Origin of the sequence: Marinomonas sp., from assembly GCF_039940335.1 — a bacterium.
Lineage (GTDB): Bacteria > Pseudomonadota > Gammaproteobacteria > Pseudomonadales > Marinomonadaceae > Marinomonas.
Map to the genome: position 1 here is coordinate 175,783 of NZ_JBDVGW010000002.1, position 18,070 is coordinate 193,852.

The 18,070-nt window shown below is 41.6% G+C and carries 13 protein-coding genes and 5 tRNA genes; 7 read left to right on the forward strand and 11 right to left on the reverse strand.

All coding sequences use genetic code 11. The features are described from left to right. Positions 1-38: 38 nt before the first annotated feature. From urtE to urtA, 5 genes are all read right to left on the reverse strand, one after another. Positions 39-728 (reverse strand): urea ABC transporter ATP-binding subunit UrtE, encoded by a 690-nt coding sequence (urtE, locus tag ABJF92_RS00745; RefSeq protein ID WP_396664809.1) that lies wholly within the window; start codon positions 726-728, stop codon positions 39-41. A 55-nt stretch (positions 729-783) separates the two neighbouring features. Further along, positions 784-1,527: an urea ABC transporter ATP-binding protein UrtD gene (gene urtD / locus ABJF92_RS00750; RefSeq protein ID WP_446813955.1), complete on the reverse strand. Its 744-nt coding sequence runs from the start codon at positions 1,525-1,527 to the stop codon at positions 784-786. A 52-nt stretch (positions 1,528-1,579) separates the two neighbouring features. Then, a complete protein-coding gene (gene urtC, locus ABJF92_RS00755) occupies positions 1,580-2,728 on the reverse strand; it encodes an urea ABC transporter permease subunit UrtC (protein ID WP_446813942.1) in 1,149 nt (382 codons plus the stop codon). 89 nt (positions 2,729-2,817) lie between these two features. After that, a complete protein-coding gene (urtB, locus tag ABJF92_RS00760; RefSeq protein ID WP_446813943.1) occupies positions 2,818-3,741 on the reverse strand; it encodes an urea ABC transporter permease subunit UrtB in 924 nt (307 codons plus the stop codon). Between the two features lie 146 nt (positions 3,742-3,887). Continuing rightward, complete coding sequence (gene urtA, locus ABJF92_RS00765; protein WP_396664793.1) at positions 3,888-5,162, reverse strand: urea ABC transporter substrate-binding protein; 1,275 nt, start codon at positions 5,160-5,162, stop codon at positions 3,888-3,890. Positions 5,163-5,463: 301 nt separating this feature from the next. Between urtA and ABJF92_RS00770 the strand changes: the two genes are divergently transcribed. Next, positions 5,464-8,901: a hybrid sensor histidine kinase/response regulator gene (locus ABJF92_RS00770; RefSeq protein WP_446813944.1), complete on the forward strand. Its 3,438-nt coding sequence runs from the start codon at positions 5,464-5,466 to the stop codon at positions 8,899-8,901. Next, positions 8,898-9,812, forward strand: coding sequence for a response regulator (locus ABJF92_RS00775; RefSeq protein WP_446813945.1), 915 nt, complete (start codon positions 8,898-8,900; stop codon positions 9,810-9,812). The genes ABJF92_RS00770 and ABJF92_RS00775 overlap by 4 nt, the downstream gene beginning before the upstream one ends. A 176-nt stretch (positions 9,813-9,988) precedes the next feature. On the opposite strand, the gene ABJF92_RS00780 is transcribed toward ABJF92_RS00775, so the two are convergent. Beyond that, on the reverse strand, positions 9,989-10,900 hold the full coding sequence (locus tag ABJF92_RS00780) for a LysR family transcriptional regulator (protein WP_446813946.1): 912 nt from the start codon (positions 10,898-10,900) through the stop codon (positions 9,989-9,991). Positions 10,901-11,007: 107 nt separating this feature from the next. Between ABJF92_RS00780 and ABJF92_RS00785 the strand changes: the two genes are divergently transcribed. From ABJF92_RS00785 to ABJF92_RS00805, 5 genes are all read left to right on the forward strand, one after another. Then, positions 11,008-11,967 carry a Bug family tripartite tricarboxylate transporter substrate binding protein gene (locus ABJF92_RS00785; RefSeq protein WP_446813947.1) on the forward strand — a complete coding sequence of 320 codons (960 nt, stop codon included), beginning with the start codon at positions 11,008-11,010 and terminating at the stop codon, positions 11,965-11,967. Beyond that, positions 11,964-12,473 (forward strand): tripartite tricarboxylate transporter TctB family protein, encoded by a 510-nt coding sequence (locus ABJF92_RS00790; protein ID WP_446813948.1) that lies wholly within the window; start codon positions 11,964-11,966, stop codon positions 12,471-12,473. Before ABJF92_RS00785 ends, ABJF92_RS00790 begins: the two co-directional genes overlap by 4 nt. Before the next feature lies 1 nt (position 12,474). Next, entirely contained in the window at positions 12,475-13,992 is a 1,518-nt protein-coding gene (locus tag ABJF92_RS00795) for a tripartite tricarboxylate transporter permease (RefSeq protein WP_446813949.1), read from the forward strand. Further along, the gene (locus ABJF92_RS00800; RefSeq protein WP_446813950.1) at positions 13,976-15,565 is read left to right on the forward strand and encodes a gamma-glutamyltransferase family protein; all 1,590 of its coding nucleotides are present in this window, start codon (positions 13,976-13,978) and stop codon (positions 15,563-15,565) included. Before ABJF92_RS00795 ends, ABJF92_RS00800 begins: the two co-directional genes overlap by 17 nt. 110 nt (positions 15,566-15,675) lie before the next feature. Beyond that, a complete protein-coding gene (locus ABJF92_RS00805; RefSeq protein ID WP_446813951.1) occupies positions 15,676-16,500 on the forward strand; it encodes a sulfite exporter TauE/SafE family protein in 825 nt (274 codons plus the stop codon). An 816-nt stretch (positions 16,501-17,316) separates the two neighbouring features. Here the strand turns inward: ABJF92_RS00805 and ABJF92_RS00810 are convergent. The 5 genes from ABJF92_RS00810 to ABJF92_RS00830 all read right to left on the reverse strand — a co-directional run bounded on the left by ABJF92_RS00810 (position 17,317) and on the right by ABJF92_RS00830 (position 18,070). Next, positions 17,317-17,392 (reverse strand) — tRNA-Val (locus ABJF92_RS00810). A gap of 135 nt (positions 17,393-17,527) precedes the next feature. Beyond that, positions 17,528-17,604: transfer RNA gene (locus tag ABJF92_RS00815), tRNA-Asp, on the reverse strand. Between the two features lie 50 nt (positions 17,605-17,654). Continuing rightward, positions 17,655-17,730 (reverse strand) — tRNA-Val (locus ABJF92_RS00820). 137 nt (positions 17,731-17,867) lie between these two features. Beyond that, positions 17,868-17,944, reverse strand: a tRNA-Asp gene (locus ABJF92_RS00825). A 50-nt stretch (positions 17,945-17,994) separates the two neighbouring features. Continuing rightward, a tRNA-Val gene (locus ABJF92_RS00830) sits at positions 17,995-18,070 on the reverse strand.

Consider the following 18,070-nt stretch of genomic DNA (forward strand, 5'->3'; position numbering starts at 1 on the left):
AAAATTGCCTGTTATAACGTGTGATATCACACAACATATCAGACGGATAAATACCCTTTAATTTTGTCAGTATCGACATCTTCTCTTAGGTCTTCGTGGATAAAGTTCCCCTTATCTATCACGATAATTCGATCAGCTACGGCCATGGTAAAGCTCAATACTTGTTCAGAAACAATGATGGTAATTTCACGCATCTTCTTGATTTCATTTAGAACATTAGCAATATCTTTAATAATAGATGGCTGGATGCCTTCAGTAGGTTCATCTAATAGCAAAACTTTTGGGTTGGTTACCAGCGCGCGAGCTATGGCAAGCTGCTGTTGCTGACCACCGGACAAATTGCCACCTTTTCTGTGTCGCATTTCATGCAGCACGGGAAACAAGGCAAAAATGTCATCGGGTATTTCTTTGAGCTTTGAAACCCCCATACCCGTTTCAATATTTTCTTGTACGGTTAAATTGGGAAAAATCATTCGCCCTTGTGGTACATAAGCCACGCCATTTTCGACACGCTGGTAACTTTCACATTTCGAAATATCTGTACCGTCAATATGAATACTGCCCTCACTCAGCGGTAGTAGTCCGATAAGAGACTTGAACAAGGTGGTTTTGCCCATACCATTTCGCCCCATGACGGCAAGGGTTTCATTTTTGTTCGCCGTGAAGTTCAATCCGTGAATCACTTCACTTTGGCCATAGCTGACCTTTAAATTAGCAACATCCAACATACTTTCACCCTCAAATACATAGTCATGACCTTTAACGTGCGCCATGACTTATCAATTAATGACCCAGATAGACCTCGATCACTTTCGGGTCTTTTTGTACTTCATCCATTTTGCCTGCAGCTAAGATTTTTCCCTGATGCAGCACGGTCACTTTGTGCGCGATACGAGCAACAAATTCCATATCATGCTCAATGACTAAGACAGAACGACCTTGGCTTATTTTGTTTAACAGCACAGCGGTTTGTTCGCGCTCTTTAACACTCATACCTGCAACAGGTTCATCAAGCATCAATAGTTGAGGGTCTTGAATCAGCAACATCCCGATCTCAAGCCATTGCTTTTGACCATGACTCAATAACGCGGCCTCGGTTTCCATTTCGGATTCCAGCATGATTTCCTTGGCAATCTCGTGAATTTTCGCAATAACTTTTTCACTGCGTTTAAAAAACAGAGAGCCAAACACACCGCGACCTTCTGGATAAGACACTTCTAAGTTTTCAAAGACGGACAAGTTTTCATAAATCGAAGGGGTTTGAAATTTCCTGCCTACGCCTCGTCGAACAATCTCATGTTCGGATAACGTTGTGAGCTCTTGGTTAAGAAACTTTATGCTGCCAGAGGTGGACTTGGTCTTACCGCAAATTAAATCTAATACCGTGGTCTTACCCGCGCCATTTGGGCCAATCACAACATGCAATTCATTCTTATCGATATAAAGATTTAAACTGTCTACCGCCTTGAAGCCATCAAACGAGACCGTTAAGTCTTCGATGCTTAAAGAGAAATCTGTGTTTGTCATAGATGACATACATCACCTCCTGAATAAGATTGTTCTAATTCATCTGCTCGCATTAATTAGACTCCTTCATATCCGTTGTCACAGGGGCAGTTTCTAGTGCTTTAGCACTTTTTAAAAAGCCGAGCTTATTCAACAAAGCGGGGCTATATTGGCTCCACAACCCTGCCAAACCATTTGGAAAGAACATCACAACAGCAATAAAGGTTCCGCCCATTAAGAAGAGCCACAGCTCAGGAAACGTTTCAGAAAAAGCCGTTTTACCGAAATTAATCAATAAAGTGCCGTAAACCACACCAATCAGTGACATACGCCCACCTACGGCCGCAAAAATAACCATTTCAATAGAAGGCACGATGCCGACAAAGGATGGTGACATAAACCCCACTTGCAAGGTGAACATGGCACCACCAAGAGCAGACACTAAAGCGGCGAAACAAAAGATAAAAATTTTGAAATTTGCCACATCGTAGCCAGAGAAACGAACCCGATCTTCTTTATCTCTAATAGCGAGTAACAAGCGACCAAATTTACTGGTTAGAACGAAACGAGAGAGTAAAATCACTCCGATTAACAAAACGCAGTTAATGTAGTAGAACAGATATTTAGCACTGTCTGATGTGATGTCCCAACCGTTTAAGGTTCGTAGGTCCGTGATACCATTGATGCCTCCTGTGTAGCCTTGTTGACCGACAATCAGCACGGTTAAAATGACAGCGATAACCTGAGTAATAATGGCAAAGTAAACCCCACCTACTCGGCGTTTAAACATCGCAACACCAATAAAATAAGCAAATAACGCTGGTAAAATTAGAATGGCAACGAGGGTGAAACCGAAGCTGGTAAAGGGTTCCCAAAACCAAGGTAATTCTGTTAACTGATTCCAGTCCATAAAATCCGGAATCCCTGGGGTTGATTGTATGGATGTATTTTCCGGGGAAGAGGCTTCTAACTTAAGAAACATCGCCATACCATAGCCACCTAGGCCAAAGAAAATACCTTGCCCCAAACTTAATGTGCCACCATAGCCCCATATCATCACTAAGCTAATCGCTGCGAAAGCATAAGTTAAATATTTACCAACCAGATTTAAACGGAATCCATCCAGCATCATTGGGAATACTATTAATATCAAAATGGATAATACCAACAGGCCAATAGCACCTGATTTTCCACCTAGCAATTTGTCATATACAAAGCTCATATTTATCTCCAAGCCCATTTAAGGTCATTTTCCGTTTTTTGAGTCCTGACACGTTTGTAAGCACTAAGTGAGGCAGGACTCAACGTATGTCATCGACGTACTTTGCTGGCAAACAAACCTTCTGGTTTGAACATGAGAATCAGCACGAGAACCAACAACGTAAAGACTTTCGCCATCGAACCACTAATAAAGAATTCAAGGATCGATTGTGCTTGAGCAATAGAGAAAGCGGATGCAATTGTACCGAGTAGACTTGCTGCACCACCGAATACAACCACCATAAAGGTATCAACTATGTACAGGGTTCCAGTTGTTGGGCCTGTTGATGCGATCGTCGTAAACGCCGCACCAGCGACCCCTGCAATACCGCAACCAAGAGCAAAGGTGTAACGGTCAATTTTTTTCGTGTTAATACCGACGGCGCCACTCATAGCCCTATTCTGTGTGGTCGCTCTAACATTTAGACCCCAGCTTGATTTGAACATCAGATAGAACACACCAAGGGTGACGGCAATGGTAAGTGCCAAGACGAAAAGTCCATTAATAGGAATATCAATAAGATCCGTCACAGGGTAAGCACCTAATAACCAATCTGGTAAAGTTGGACTTACTTCTCGAGCACCAAAAATGGAGCGGAAGGACTGTTGCATAATTAAGCTAAGCCCCCAGGTTGCTAACAGCGTATCAAGCGGTCTTGAGTAGAGATGCCGGATCAGTATATATTCGGCAAAATAGCCCAAGGCCCCCGCTACAACGAAAGCTAAGGCAATGGAGAATACAAAGTAATAGGGCAAGAATGCTGGAATAAAACTTTCTGTCAAAGACGAAATAAGGTAGGTCGTGTAGGCACCCACAGCCATAAATTCACCATGAGCCATGTTTATTACACCCATTTGCCCAAAGATAATCGCGAGACCTAACGCCATTAAGAGAAGGACACTAAATAAACTAATGCCGGAGAATCCTTGCATGGCAAAGATCGCTCCCAATTCGTTATAGCTATATCCGCCCATTGTAAGCCCCTAATACATGATAATTTGAAGAAAAGATTTTGCTTTTTGGTTACTTGGTTTTTCGCGCGTTTTTCTTGATAACTCACTGAAACAGTTGGTGTTTCAGTGAGTTATTAGAAAAAGCATATACGTAGAGAGGTTATCGCTTATTGGTAACCTACTGGGAATGGATCAGGCTTAATCAGCTCAGATTCATATACAACAGTTGCTTGACCATCTTTATTCCACTCACCAACACGTGCCTTACTCCACAAGTGATGATTTGGATCTAGTTTCACATAGCCTTCAGGCGCTGTTGTTAGTTCGATGTCTCCCATCTCTGAGACAGCAACCACCTTGTCAACATCAAAACTACCGGCTTTTTCAACCGCCGCTTTCCATAACCATGGGCCAAGGTACGCGGCCTGTGTTACATCACCAATAACGCTGTCTTCACCCCACATTTCTTTAAAGGCTTTTACAAACGCTGTGTTGTTTTCGTTGTCCAGGCTTTGGAAGTACTTCATGATGGAATAAAAACCTTCTAAGTTTTCACCACCTATACCAAGCACCTCATCTTCTGTCACAGATATCGTAAGAAGGGTTTGTTTATCAGAAGTAATACCGGCTGCTTTTAATTGTTTGAACCAAGCAACGTTACTACCACCCACAACAGCGGCATAAATCACATCTGGCTTACGAAGGCGGATTTTATTAATAACAGAGCCGAATTGAGTATCACCAAGTGGCTTATACTCCTCGCCTACCACTTTCCCGCCCAATACGTTTTCAATGTGCTTACGAGCGATTTTCATGGATGTTCTAGGCCAAATGTAATCAGAACCTATAAGGTAAAAGGTCTTTGCTTTTTTCTCTTTTGCAACCCAGTTCAATCCATCCAAGATTTGCTGAGTGGCTTCTTGACCGGTATAAATAACATTTTTAGATTGCTCTAAGCCTTCATAAAAAGTCGGGTAATAAAGCAATCCATTTTCTTTCTCAAAAACTGGCAAAATGGCTTTACGCGATGCCGATGTCCACGCACCAAATACTGCAGCCACTTTATCTTGCACTAATAATTTACGACTTTTTTCAGCAAAGGTAGGCCAATCACTGGCGCCATCTTCCTGAACGATTTCGATCTGTCGACCTAAGATGCCCCCCATTTCATTGATCTGTTTAATCGCCAGCTTTTCGGCTTGTTGAGCACCGGTTTCACTGATTGCCATGGTGCCTGTCAATGAATGCAGAATACCCACTGTGACAGTATCATCGGTAACGGCCAACCCTGTGGTGTTCACTTCCGCTGCTGACGCAAACCCAATGTGAGCAGCCAATACTAGACTGACTGGTATAGTGCACAGCGATTTAATAAAAGAACGAGACTTAGCAGTCACGCTATCGGTAGAGCTTTTAGGTGGTACTAACGAATAGACACTCATTTTCTAACTCCTCGGGTTGATTAACTGTATTCAGTTTGTACCTAGCCCCAAAAAGTCACCATTAGAGGAATGCTCAGTTCATCTAGTTAATTTGCGCTATACGCAATGAGTACGAAGTTTGATATATAAAAGAGGAGGCCTAATTTTTTTAGAAAAAGATAGGCATGAGATTTGCGTGATTTGTCATCACTAGTGCCTATTTTATAGGCATAAAATGCTGAGACTCTTACAATTTGGTAATGGATAACCTTTTGTTTTATAAGATTTTTGTCTTTGATAAATGATGTTAAAGGTTTAATAAATGAGTAGAGCACCACAAGATGTATTTCGAGTTCGAAAGCATTATAACCAATTAGTGGCTAACCAAACCCTTGAGGATTATGCCCTTAGATTTACGGCTAAATCCGCTCGACGCTGGTCCATAGGTAAAGTCGCATTAACCGCTTTAGGCTCTATTTCCTTTTTGGCTTTAGAAGCGATTGGTGGTGCAATTACTTTAAGCCACGGTTTTTCTAACGCTATTGCGGCCATTGCTATTGTTAGTATTATTATATTTCTGACAGGTCTTCCTATTGCTTACTATTCTTCAAAGTATGGCATTGATATTGACCTGTTAACGCGTGGCGCAGGATTTGGCTATATTGGGTCAACTGTCACATCTTTAATCTATGCGTCTTTTACTTTTATCTTTTTTGCACTAGAAGCCAGTATTCTCGCTCTTGCACTGGAACTTACCTTAGATATCAATGTTTCTATTGGTTACATTATTAGTAGTGTAGTGGTAATCCCGATAGTGACACATGGCATTACACTCATTAGTCGCTTCCAAGTTTGGAGTCAACCCATTTGGTTAGCCTTACAAATCCTTCCTTTGGCTTGCATTTTTTACCAACATGAAAAAGCGATTGAAACATGGGTGAATTTTGAACCTACTAACGAGTTCAGCACAGGTACAAGCGGTTTTTCAATTCTAGCTTTTGGTGCAGCGGCTTCTGTGCTCTTTTCACTGATTGCGCAAATAGGCGAACAAGTAGATTTCTTGCGTTTTTCACCTAAAAAAGAAAAAACAAACCGTAAACGCTGGTGGTTGTCAGTGATTATCGCTGGGCCTGGCTGGATCATTTTCGGGGCGATCAAATTATTAATTGGCTCTTTTCTTGCCGTACTCTGTATTCAATATGGACTGACGCCAGAGCAAGCAGAAGACCCAAACCAAATGTATAGGTTAGCCTTTAGTTATGTCACCAATTCAGAACAACTTAGTCTGATTTTACTCGGTATTTTTGTGGTGATTTCACAACTCAAAATCAATGTCACTAACGCTTATGCAGGCTCGATTGCCTGGTCGAACTTCTTTTCTCGATTAACTTACAACCATCCTGGTCGCGTTGTCTGGTTAGTATTCAATGTTGTTATTGCCATCCTACTTATGGAACTAGGTATTTATCGAGTATTAGAAAGCATCTTAGGGGGTTATGCGATTGTTGCTTTGGCATGGGTAGGCTCTCTTGTTGCAGACCTTATTATCAATAAACCATTAGGGTTGCGACCTGCCCGGATTGAATTTAAACGCGCACATCTATATGACATTAATCCGGTCGGTATGGGATCTATGCTGGGAGCGTCAATAATTGGCTTTATTTGTCACACAGGGTTACTTGGTACAAACCTTCAAGCGCTCTCTTCCTTTGTGGCTTTGGGTACTACCTTTGTTTTATCCCCAGCTATCGCTTGGTTAACCAAGGGAAAATATTATCTGGCCAGACCCACTGTAATTTTCACAACAAATGACGAATTACAATGCAGTATATGCCATTACCATTTCGAGCAAGAAGATATCACTATCTGTCCAGCTTATTCAGGCCATATATGCTCATTATGCTGCTCACTGGATGTTCGTTGCGGAGATATGTGTAAAACACGATCGCGTCTATCCGAGCAGTTTATTGATGTTTTCAGCTGCATTTTACCCGCCTCATGGGTCAAACTTGTGAATACCCGCATAGGGCATTTTTTCTGGCTTTTTTTATTGAACAGTCTTGTTATTGCTGGGGTGTTATTGTTGGTTTATGGGCAGATTATCCTAGAAAAAAATCATCTGGATAATGATGTTATCGACCAGTCTATTGCCGCGGCACTGTTAAATGTGTTTTTGGTTTTGTTAATGGTTTTTGGGGTTGTAGCATGGATGTTTTCGTTGGCCAGAGAGTCTAGACAAATTGCTCATCAAGAGACAGAAAAGCAAACAAAGAGGTTACAAGAAGAGATTGATGCTCACAGTAAAACAGACCTGAAATTACAAAAAGCCAAAGAACTCGCCGAAGCTGCAAATCTTGCAAAAAGCCGTTATTTAACCGGCATAAGCCATGAACTACGCTCACCTTTAAACGCTATCATGGGTTACGCTCAATTACTCGAAAATGCAAACGATATCCCTATCCAACGCAAAGGAGCTCTTTCTACGATAAAGCACAGTAGTGAACACCTTGCTGATATTATTGAAGGGTTGCTGGATATCTCCAGCATTGAAGCTGGCACATTACACATAGAAAGGAATGATGTACAACTCAATGATCTTTTAGATCAATTAGTTAGCATGTTCAGTATGCAAGCAAGAAAGAAAAACATTAACTTCCATTACAAAAAGTTAACCAAAATACCGAACACCGTTAATGCCGACCAAAAACGCTTGCGCCAAGTGCTCATTAATCTTTTATCTAACGCGATAAAATATACTCATCAAGGGGCCATTACGTTTTCAGTAAGTTATCGCAACCAGGTGGTAAAGTTTAAGGTCATTGACACTGGTGAAGGGATAGAAAAAGACTCGCTGGAGAAAATCTTTTTGCCCTTTAAACGCATTATAAAACCTAATCAACCTTTCATAGCCGGAACAGGACTTGGTTTGACCATTACGCGCTTACTTGTTGACATTATGGGGGGCGATTTACAGGTAAACAGCACACCAAATAAAGGTAGTGAATTTAGTGTTTCCTTTCTACTGTCAAGTATTGAAAAGTATCTTGAATTAGACAATGAGGTCAACGTAAGAGCAGAAAAAAGTATTATTGGTTATCACGGGAGGAAACAATATATTTTCACCGTCGACGATGACCCAACTCACCGAAACTTGTTATCTGAACTATTGGTACCAATAGGTTTTGATGTGATTGCGGCAAACAACGGTATTGAATGTCTCAATATGCTACCTCACTCTCCTGTGACACCTGATATCTTTTTATTAGATGTTTCCATGCCAGGCATCAGTGGCTGGGAACTGGCAGAAAAGATACGCGCCCAATACGCTAAGGTAATTATTATCATGATTTCTGCCAATGCCAACACCAATACCCCCTTAGACAAAAACCCTAGTGATGGCTATTTGATCAAGCCTTTAAAACATTTAGACCTGCTTAATAAAATCAAACAATGTACAGGAATTAGGTGGCGTTTTGCAGACCAAGAAAATAATGGAAGGGATCAAGATTTCTTACATGAACCACCAATACTCTTACCCGATGAAATAATCACTCAAGAGGAAATGGGGGCTCAGTCCTGTTTCCGCCTGAATAGGACAGACGTAGAGCGCCTCATTGAATTTGCTAAAATAGGTAATTTAAATGCGATTAGAAATAAATTATCGACGATGGAGTACTTTCAAGGTGTGGACGAGCTAAAAGCCCTTGCAGAGCAATTTCAGTTTGCAGCCTTTATTAATAAAATGGAGGACTGGTTATGATTTTCCCTCAGCAGAAAAAGGATTTGGTTTTGGTTGTCGATGATTCGCCGGACTCCTTAGGAATGATTAACGACACTCTTGACGAAGCAGGATTGACGGTACTTGTGGCTCTAGAAGGAAATCAAGCGCTTAATATTACTCGAAGTATAACGCCAGATATCATACTTATGGATGCGCTTATGCCTGGAATGGATGGCTTCGAAACCTGTCAAGAATTGAAGTCCCAAGCACATTTAGAGCATATACCGATCATTTTCATGACAGGCTTAAGTGACACGCAAAGTATTCTTAAAGGCTTTGAAGCGGGTGGTGTCGATTATATTCAAAAGCCAGTAAACAGTTCTGAGTTACTGGTTCGGATTAAAGCCCATTTGAATAATGCTCAATTAACCCAAAGTGCACGGCTAGCCCTAGATGCCTCGGGACAGTTTTTAATTACCACCAACCAGCAAGGAGAATTCAAATGGGCAACACCTCAAGCCTACCACCTACTGAGCAATGCCAACCTTAGCGAGGAATGGTTGAAAACAGAGCTTAGTAAGGAACTGGGAGATTTTTTTGCGACTAATTTCGCACAAGATCAACATGTAAAAATACAAAAAGGAGGTAAAACCATTGAATTAAGTTTTATTAGCCGAGACGCAAAAAATGATCATTTGTTTAAAATTATAGACTTGAAGCTCATACAAGAGCAGCCAATCCTACAAGCCGCTTTCAACTTAACAGAAAGAGAGTCAGAAGTACTCACTTGGTTAGCAAAGGGGAAGAGTAATGCAGAAATTGCCATTATTTTAAGTATCAGTCCTCATACCATTAATGCTCACCTTGCTCAGATTTTTAAGAAATTGAATGTAGAGAACCGAACCAGTGCTGCTATTGTCGCTCTACAGAAAGTACGTGATGTTCATTAATTAAAATTCTAAGACGGAAAATCCAAACCGAGCAAGTTCCCCTCTAGCTTCAAATTCTGAGGCACTACAAGTCGGCGAATACGGGACACGGTAGGTAAATGGATTAAACCTTTGTCTATTCACCTAAATTGGTTAGAAAGGAAGAAGTTCTCAAAAGTTAACTATATGTGTGCAGCCTAGATATCCTCTAACATTTTTTGACCTTGATGCTCTAACGCTACAATAAGTGCACCAAGAACATCTTTACGGCTTGAGTTTTCCCGCTGAACAACACCAAGCCTTCGATAAATCGGCGGAGAACCAAACGGAAACCAGTCAAGTGAAGTAGTAATCGTATCCTGTAACGCCATTTTTGGAACAATGGAAAAACCAAGTCCTGCTTGAATACAACCCACCACAGCAGTCATTGTATTAACTGATACGACTTCTATTGGCTCCGATGAGAGTTGTGCAATCTCAGTATCGATTTGCCGAGAAAGTTGCACCTGTGTGCGGTAGCGAATAAAGGGCATTTTACTTACCAATTCCTCAAGAGTCCTTGCACCTGTCCCTCTCGGCAATAGAACCACAAGCGGCTCATTAACAACTGGAGTCCAAGTCAAGCTTTGCGGAACAGCGACATAGTCTGCAACAAGTGCAGCATCAAGCTGCCCTGAAACTACTTCATTCATCAACTCTTCAGACATACCGATACGCAATCGAAAGCTTAATTCAGGATAAGTCTTGCGTAGGCTTGCAAGTGACCGTGGAACCAATGAATTTGTCCCTGTCCGGAGTGAACCAAACGCGATAGTTCCACGCACCTGCATACCTGAAACCGATGTCTTGGTTTCAGTCATAATCTGCAATATCGCTCGAGCTGAACGCACCACCTCCTCCCCTTTAGCGGTAAGCATTGGAGGGCGATAGGTACGGTCAAAAAGTGTCGCACCAAGTTCCGATTCTAATGAAGTGATCTGCTGACTCACTGCAGAGGCAGTAATGTTCACTTTTTTTGCTGCGGCAGCGAATCCTCCGCACTGTTCAATAGCGAGAAGTGTTTCAAGTTGTTTTGTATCCATAAAGCTAAGATAAGTTTTACTTAACATAATGTCAAATTATTCGAGCTTTCCCTACGTTTTACTTGTGTTAGTATCGATTGGTAACCCTAGCTGCGGCATTAAAACTGCGGCCTCATTTACTCAGGAGTGTTTCAATGAAAAACGGTAGTATTTCCATGAAAATCAGTGCGGCTATTATTACCTTAGCAGCGACGTTCGCGACACCAAGTAATGCAGAAGTTTACCCAGAGCATGCAGTTGAATTTATCGTCCCTTGGTCTCCAGGTGGAGGTTCAGATACTCTAATGAGATTAATCGCTAATAACGCGGAGCCTTTTCTTGGCGTGAAAATGCCAATAATCAATATGCCTGGAGCAGGCGGAACTGTTGGCCTACGTGAAACATCTCGTCGCGATGCTGATGGATATACCATTAGCCAAATCCACGAAGGTCTTCTTGTAGCAACAGAAACAGGTATTACTGATCTTACTTGGGATGATTTTGAACCTATTGCATTGATGACATCTTCTCCACAATATCTTGTTATTGGAAAAAATGAGAACTATAGCAATTTTGAAGAGTTCGTTTCCTTTGCTAAATCTCATCCGGGTGAAGTAACAATGGGAGTCACTCTTGCTGGCGTACCACATCTTCATGCAGCTATGATCGAGCAAGCATTCGGTCTCCAATTTAAATATGTTGGTTACGAAGGGACAGGACAACGAGTGAGAGCTCTCGTGGGAGGAAACCTTGATGCCGCTATAGGAGATGTCAGCTCTTCCAAGCAATTCGTTGATAATGGCGATCTAATTTTTCTTGCCGTTGGGTCACTTGAACGGATGGACGAAACCCCAGATGTTCCAACATTTACAGAGCTAGGACAGAACCTAGAGTTAAATGTAACCCGAGGTATTGTTGTCCCTAAAGGTACTCCTGCAGAAGTTCGAAAGACTCTCGAAGTAGCACTCGAAAAACTATCTAAAGACCCTGACTATATCAAGCAGACAAACAACGCCGGTGCGAATGTTGGATTTCGTGGTCAAGAAGAATATAAAACTTACCTTCACTCACTACAAGAAACTGTAACATCACTATCTGCGGTACTTGCTCCATGAGTAATTTAAGTCATGATAAAGCTATGGAGGCGGGCGAAGTTGCCCGCCTGCTAAGTTATTTTATTATTCTAATAGCCTCTGTTGGATTATTCTTTGCGGCGAGTGAGATACCAACATCACGATTTGAAACACTTGGAGCTGGCGCTTTTCCAAAAATTGTTTGTGCTGCAATTGGGCTGCTCTCTTTGGTTGCCATCGTTGACTCCTTACGCAAAATTCCTTACCTAGGTTACGGTCGCTTTTATACTGAGATGAAAGCCTGGATGTGTCGTCGTTATTTAGTATTTATAACGCTAGGTTCCTTAGCACTTTATATCCTTGTAATTCCTATTATAGGTTTCTCAATTGCAAGCATGATTTTTATATTCTCAGTTCAAGTGATTTTGATGCCTCGTACCACTAAGTCAATTGTGATTGCTTTAATCACTGCACTGGTCTTTTCTTTCGGACTTAATTGGCTCTTTTCTGAAGTCTTTACTGTATTTCTTCCACGAGGAGTGTTTTAACATGAATGACTTTCTCATCGGTGCCACGCAAATATTTACGTTTTCGACGCTTATTTATATGTTTGCTGGATCCATCGCGGGTATTGTTGCTGCCGCCATACCAGGATTCACTGTTACTATGGCAATTGTCTTAACCCTTCCTCTTACATTTGCTATGGAGCCACTACAAGGCATTGCAGTCATGCTTTCCGTTTACGTCGGTGGATATACAGGAGGTTTAATTTCTGCAGCATTGTTAGGAATACCAGGCACACCCTCATCAGTTGCAACTACTTTTGATGCCTACCCTATGGCACGAAACGGTGAACCAGGGCGCGCATTATCTATCGGTGTTTGGGCATCATTTTTCGGAACAATAATTTCAACAGTCGTTCTGATTTTTGCTGCTCCACCACTTGCACTGTTTGCTGTAAAGCTTGGTCCTTGGGAGTATTTTTCTCTCATTGTTTTTGCATTAACCATTGTTGGCAGCCTTGTTGGCAAATCAATTGTTCGTGGGATGCTTGCTGGCCTTGTTGGTCTTCTAATTTCAACCGTTGGAACTGATCCTATTTTAGGTCGAGCACGATTTGATTTCGATATCGAAATGCTACAAACCGGCTTCCCATTTCTTGTCGTGCTAATCGGTATTTTCGCAATTTCACAACTTACCTCTGAAGTAGAAGATGCTAAAAATATACGTTCTGGCAATTCATTAGTAACTGGCGCAATAGATTTTCAGACGTGGAAAGTATTTAAAGAAGTATTGATGCGACCAGTGAATTTATTACGGTCTTCAATCCTCGGAGTTCTAATTGGAGCGCTTCCAGGTGCAGGGGGGTCTATCGCGAATTTATTAGCCTATGACCAAGCCAAACGCTCATCAAAACACCCTGAGAAATTTGGTAAAGGTGAAACGGATGGCATTGTTGCTTCAGAAGCAGGCAATTCTGCAACCGCTGGAGGGGGGCTGATTCCACTTATCGGACTTGGTATTCCAGGATCTGCAGTTGATGCAATTTTAATGGCGTCACTCATGGTACATGGTATCTCAGTAGGCCCTCGCTTAATCCTTGATCATGGCGATTTAGTCTACGGTATGTTTATCGCTATGGCTGTATCATCACTAATGATGCTAATCGTTTCTGTTTTTTCAATGCGTCTCTTTTTGCGAATTACTGAAGTGCCAAAATGGGCAATCGTACCTGTCGTAATGACCTGCTGTGTCATTGGTGCGTTTGCACTTAATAACCGAGTAACAGACCTTTACCTATTAATTGTTATCGGTATAGCCGGCTATGCCATGCGAGCTTTAGGGTATTCACTTGCACCATTAGTGTTAGGTGTAATTTTAGGTCCAATCGCTGAAACTAATCTACGTCGAGCTCTTATGACCGACGCTGACATGAGCTTATTTATAAGCCGCCCTATTAGTCTAATTTTTTTAGTAGCTGCAGTGCTTTCTATTGTTTGGGCAATCCGAAGCCATCTTAAAAATAGTAAAACAAACCAAAGGACTTCTAATGAACCTGCGTCATGATCCAATTTACCCTTCTCGCCGTTCACCTATTCTTGCGGAAAATATTGTCTCGACGTCTCAGCCATTGGCGACTCAGGCAGGAATTTCGATCTTACAACAAGGTGGTAATGCCGTTGATGCAGCTATTGCTACTGCAGCAACTCTAACAATTGTCGAGCCTACAGGATGTGGTTTGGGATCAGATGCATTCTGTATTCTTTGGGACGGCAAAGAATTACATGGTCTCAATGCCTCTGGCAGAGCTCCAGCGAATTGGACTCCAGAACGCTTTACCGAAGGTATGCCTCAACATGGTTGGGATTCAGTAACCGTTCCTGGTGCAGTAAGTGCTTGGGTTACTCTATCCCAACGATTTGGAAAGCTTGACCTTTCAACCCTACTTGCTCCTGCTATCCGCTATGCAGAAGAAGGCTTTATTGTTTCTCCTGTAGTTGGTGCAGCATGGGCTAAAGGTGCTGAAATACTAAAAGATCAACCTGGCTTCGCGGAAACTTTTATGCCAAATGGACGCGCACCAAGAGCAGGCGAACGATTTCGTAACCCAGGCGCAGCAAGAACCCTTCGAGCCATTGCAGAAACAAATGGGAAAGCTTTTTATGAAGGTGAAATTGCTGAAGAAATTGCAGCTTTTGCCAAATCAAACGGTGGAGCTATGACTGTGAGCGACTTAGCTTCCCATCGCAATGACTGGTGCGGCACAATTAGCCATAATTTTGATAATGTTGAACTCCATGAAATCCCGCCTAACGGTCAAGGAATCGCAGCATTAATGGCACTTGGTATCCTTGAACATACAAACATACGCAACTATGAACCTGATGACCTAACAGCAGTTCATCTACAAATCGAGGCTATTAAACTTGCCTATAGAGACCTTGATGCTTATGTTGCTGACCGTGATCATATGAAAGACATAGATGAAGATGATCTACTTAATACAGCATATCTTAAATCTCGTGCTGCGCTCATTGATATAAATAAAGCTCAAGACTTCGAAGCTGGCGCGCCTAAAACGGGTGGCACCGTATTGTTAAATGTAGGTGATTCGTCAGGCATGATGGTAAGTTTTATTCAATCAAACTATTCGGGGTTTGGTTCAGGTGTTGTTGTTCCAGGAACTGGAATATCGATGCAAAATAGAGGTTTTGGTTTTACCAATAAACAAGGACACCCTAATCAGGTTGCTCCTGGTAAGCGCCCTTTTCATACTATTATTCCAGGCTTTGCAATGAAAAATGGCAAACCTCTAATGGCCTTTGGCATGATGGGAGGACCAATACAAGCACAAGGTCATGTTCAACTCTTATTACGCACTCAACTTTGGGATCAAGACCCTCAAGTAGCAGCAGACGCTCCTCGCTGGCGTATGGTAGAAGGACTTGAAGTTGCTTGTGAACCAACAATGTCAAAATCACTTATCGATGGACTCGTACGCCTGGGTCACAAAATTACAGTTGAAGCACCTGATAACGCTTTTGGTTTTGGCGGAGCTCAAATTGTCCAGCGCTTTGAAAGCGGAGGTTATGCCGCAGGCTCTGATCCTCGTAAAGATGGCCAAGCAGCTGGTTTTTAATGTAAGCAAGACAGGAATATCGGCATATTTATAAGAAGGTAATGTGCCGACATTCCATTATAAGTTTTGATAAATTGAGATTAATTCCCTTAAAAATAAAGAAGGTTTTTATGAATGAAATTTTAGCCGCTTGGCCAATTATTATAGCACTAGTAATCACTGGGGTTTTCGCAGGATTACTAGCTGGCTTACTTGGTGTTGGTGGCGGAATAGTAATTGTTCCGGTGTTATATTTTTTACTTCAACCTTTCAATGTTAGCCCTGAATCTGCAATTGCAATTGCTACAGCAACAAGTTTAGCAACCATTGTCCCAACATCTATTTCATCGATTCGCGCGCATTACATTAAAGGCAATGTCGATATTGATATTTTGAAGTCTTGGGGTGGATTCGTATTAATATTTGCCATACTAGGTAGCCTTGTAGCATCAAATGTACCAGGTAATATCCTCACTCTTTTATTTGCTATCATTGCGATTGCTGTCAGCATAAACATGCTCTTTCGTGCTGGTGCTCCGGCACTATTTAGTAAATTACCAGGTAAATTAGGTCAAAGTATTATGGCTTCCGGCGTAGGAGGCTTATCAGTGATGATTGGAATTGGCGGTGGCACAATTGGGGTCCCATTACTAACTCTTTTCAATGTCGCTGCTCACAAAGCAGTTGGTACTGCTGCTGCATTTGGGTTATTAATTGCTTTACCTGGTGTTGTTACTCTCCTTACTGTTGGCGGTAGTCGTATTGATGCTCCGATTGGTACTATAGGCTTAGTCAATTTGCCTGCATTTTTATTAATTATCCCACTGACTATTATTTTTGCACCAATAGGCGCAAAAATAGGTAATAAACTCAACGCTGCTCAGTTGAAAAAAGCATTTGGCATTGTTCTTTTTATTACTGGTGTACGTATGTTATTACAAATTTCTGGAATATAAAAAATCAAAATGTGCCTAAATAGAAATTTAATTTATTTAGGCACATATAATTTAAGCAGTGTTAAATGAATATTTTTAGATGGTAAATCTGATAATTATTTCCAATAAACTCTCTTTGTCTAGCTATTTCATTCTGATTTTCACCCTATGATTCCAAAATTATTAATTTCAATTAGAATCATAGGTTCTACTTTGTTGGCTCAACATAAAATTTTGATTTTCTAACTCCGTGTATTTATAAAAATCAATATTCCTTAAGCTTTTAGCCGCCTCTTCATCCATAACTACTGTAACGTAAGGGTGCATTTGTAATATTGAAGCAGGACAACTTGAACTTACCGGCCCTTCAATAGTATTTTGAATGGCTTCAGCTTTATTAGCTCCAGTAGCTTAGACTTCATAAAACACCTCTTATTTAACTAAATTTTAACGTTAATAGGTGTCTAGTAAAGTCTGGGAAGTCCACATAAATCAGCCCACACAAAAGCTAGCGAGCATACAAAGCAGCATAAATGGCAAATTAGCAGAGAGATATCAAGAGTCTATAAGGTGAAATAAAGTACGATAAAAGGAAGAGCTAGAAGATTGGTGCTTCATTAGTGCAAATCTCAGAAATGCTCAAGAAAGACCTTTGAAATGTGGCAATAAAAAAAGGAATTGTCATTGATGACACAGATTGGTCGATTCACACTGAGGTCACACAACATATTTGAAATAAATATGGTCACAGATTGGTCACCAAAACCATGAGACATAAACACAAGAAAAAGATTTATAAATCAGACAATTAAGAGAGGTTTACTAAGGATAAAAAGATGGTGGGTGTGGAGAGGTTCGAACTCCCGACATTCGCCTTGTAAGGGCGACGCTCTCCCAACTGAGCTACACACCCAACGCAATTTTAGATCTTTCGATCGGAGCTCTTAACTCCCGGTGGTTATGCGCCTTGTAGGAATGAATTCCAACTGAGCTACACACCCATCTATTGATGGTATATCTAAACCAATTCACTCTTATCAGAAGTAAATGGCGGAACAGACGGGACTCGAACCCGCGACCCCCTGCGTGACAGGCAGGTATTCTAACCAACTGAACTACTGCTCCAACAGTAAGTGTTTAAAGTCTCATCAGACTTATCTTTTACATCGATAAGATGGTGGGTGTGGAGAGGTTCGAACTCCCGACATTCGCCTTGTAAGGGCGACGCTCTCCCAACTGAGCTACACACCCATATAGTTTTACATCTTTAGGTAGATGTGGAGTTATTAACTCCCGGTGGTTATGCGCCTTGTAGGAACGAATTCCAACTGAGCTACACACCCGCTTTGAAGTAAGAACTTCTTCGCTGTTTTACATCTTAAGAAAGATGGCGGAACAGACGGGACTCGAACCCGCGACCCCCTGCGTGACAGGCAGGTATTCTAACCAACTGAACTACTGCTCCAACAGTAAGTGTTTAAAGTCTCATCAGACTCATCTTTTACATCGATAAGATGGTGGGTGTGGAGAGGTTCGAACTCCCGACATTCGCCTTGTAAGGGCGACGCTCTCCCAACTGAGCTACACACCC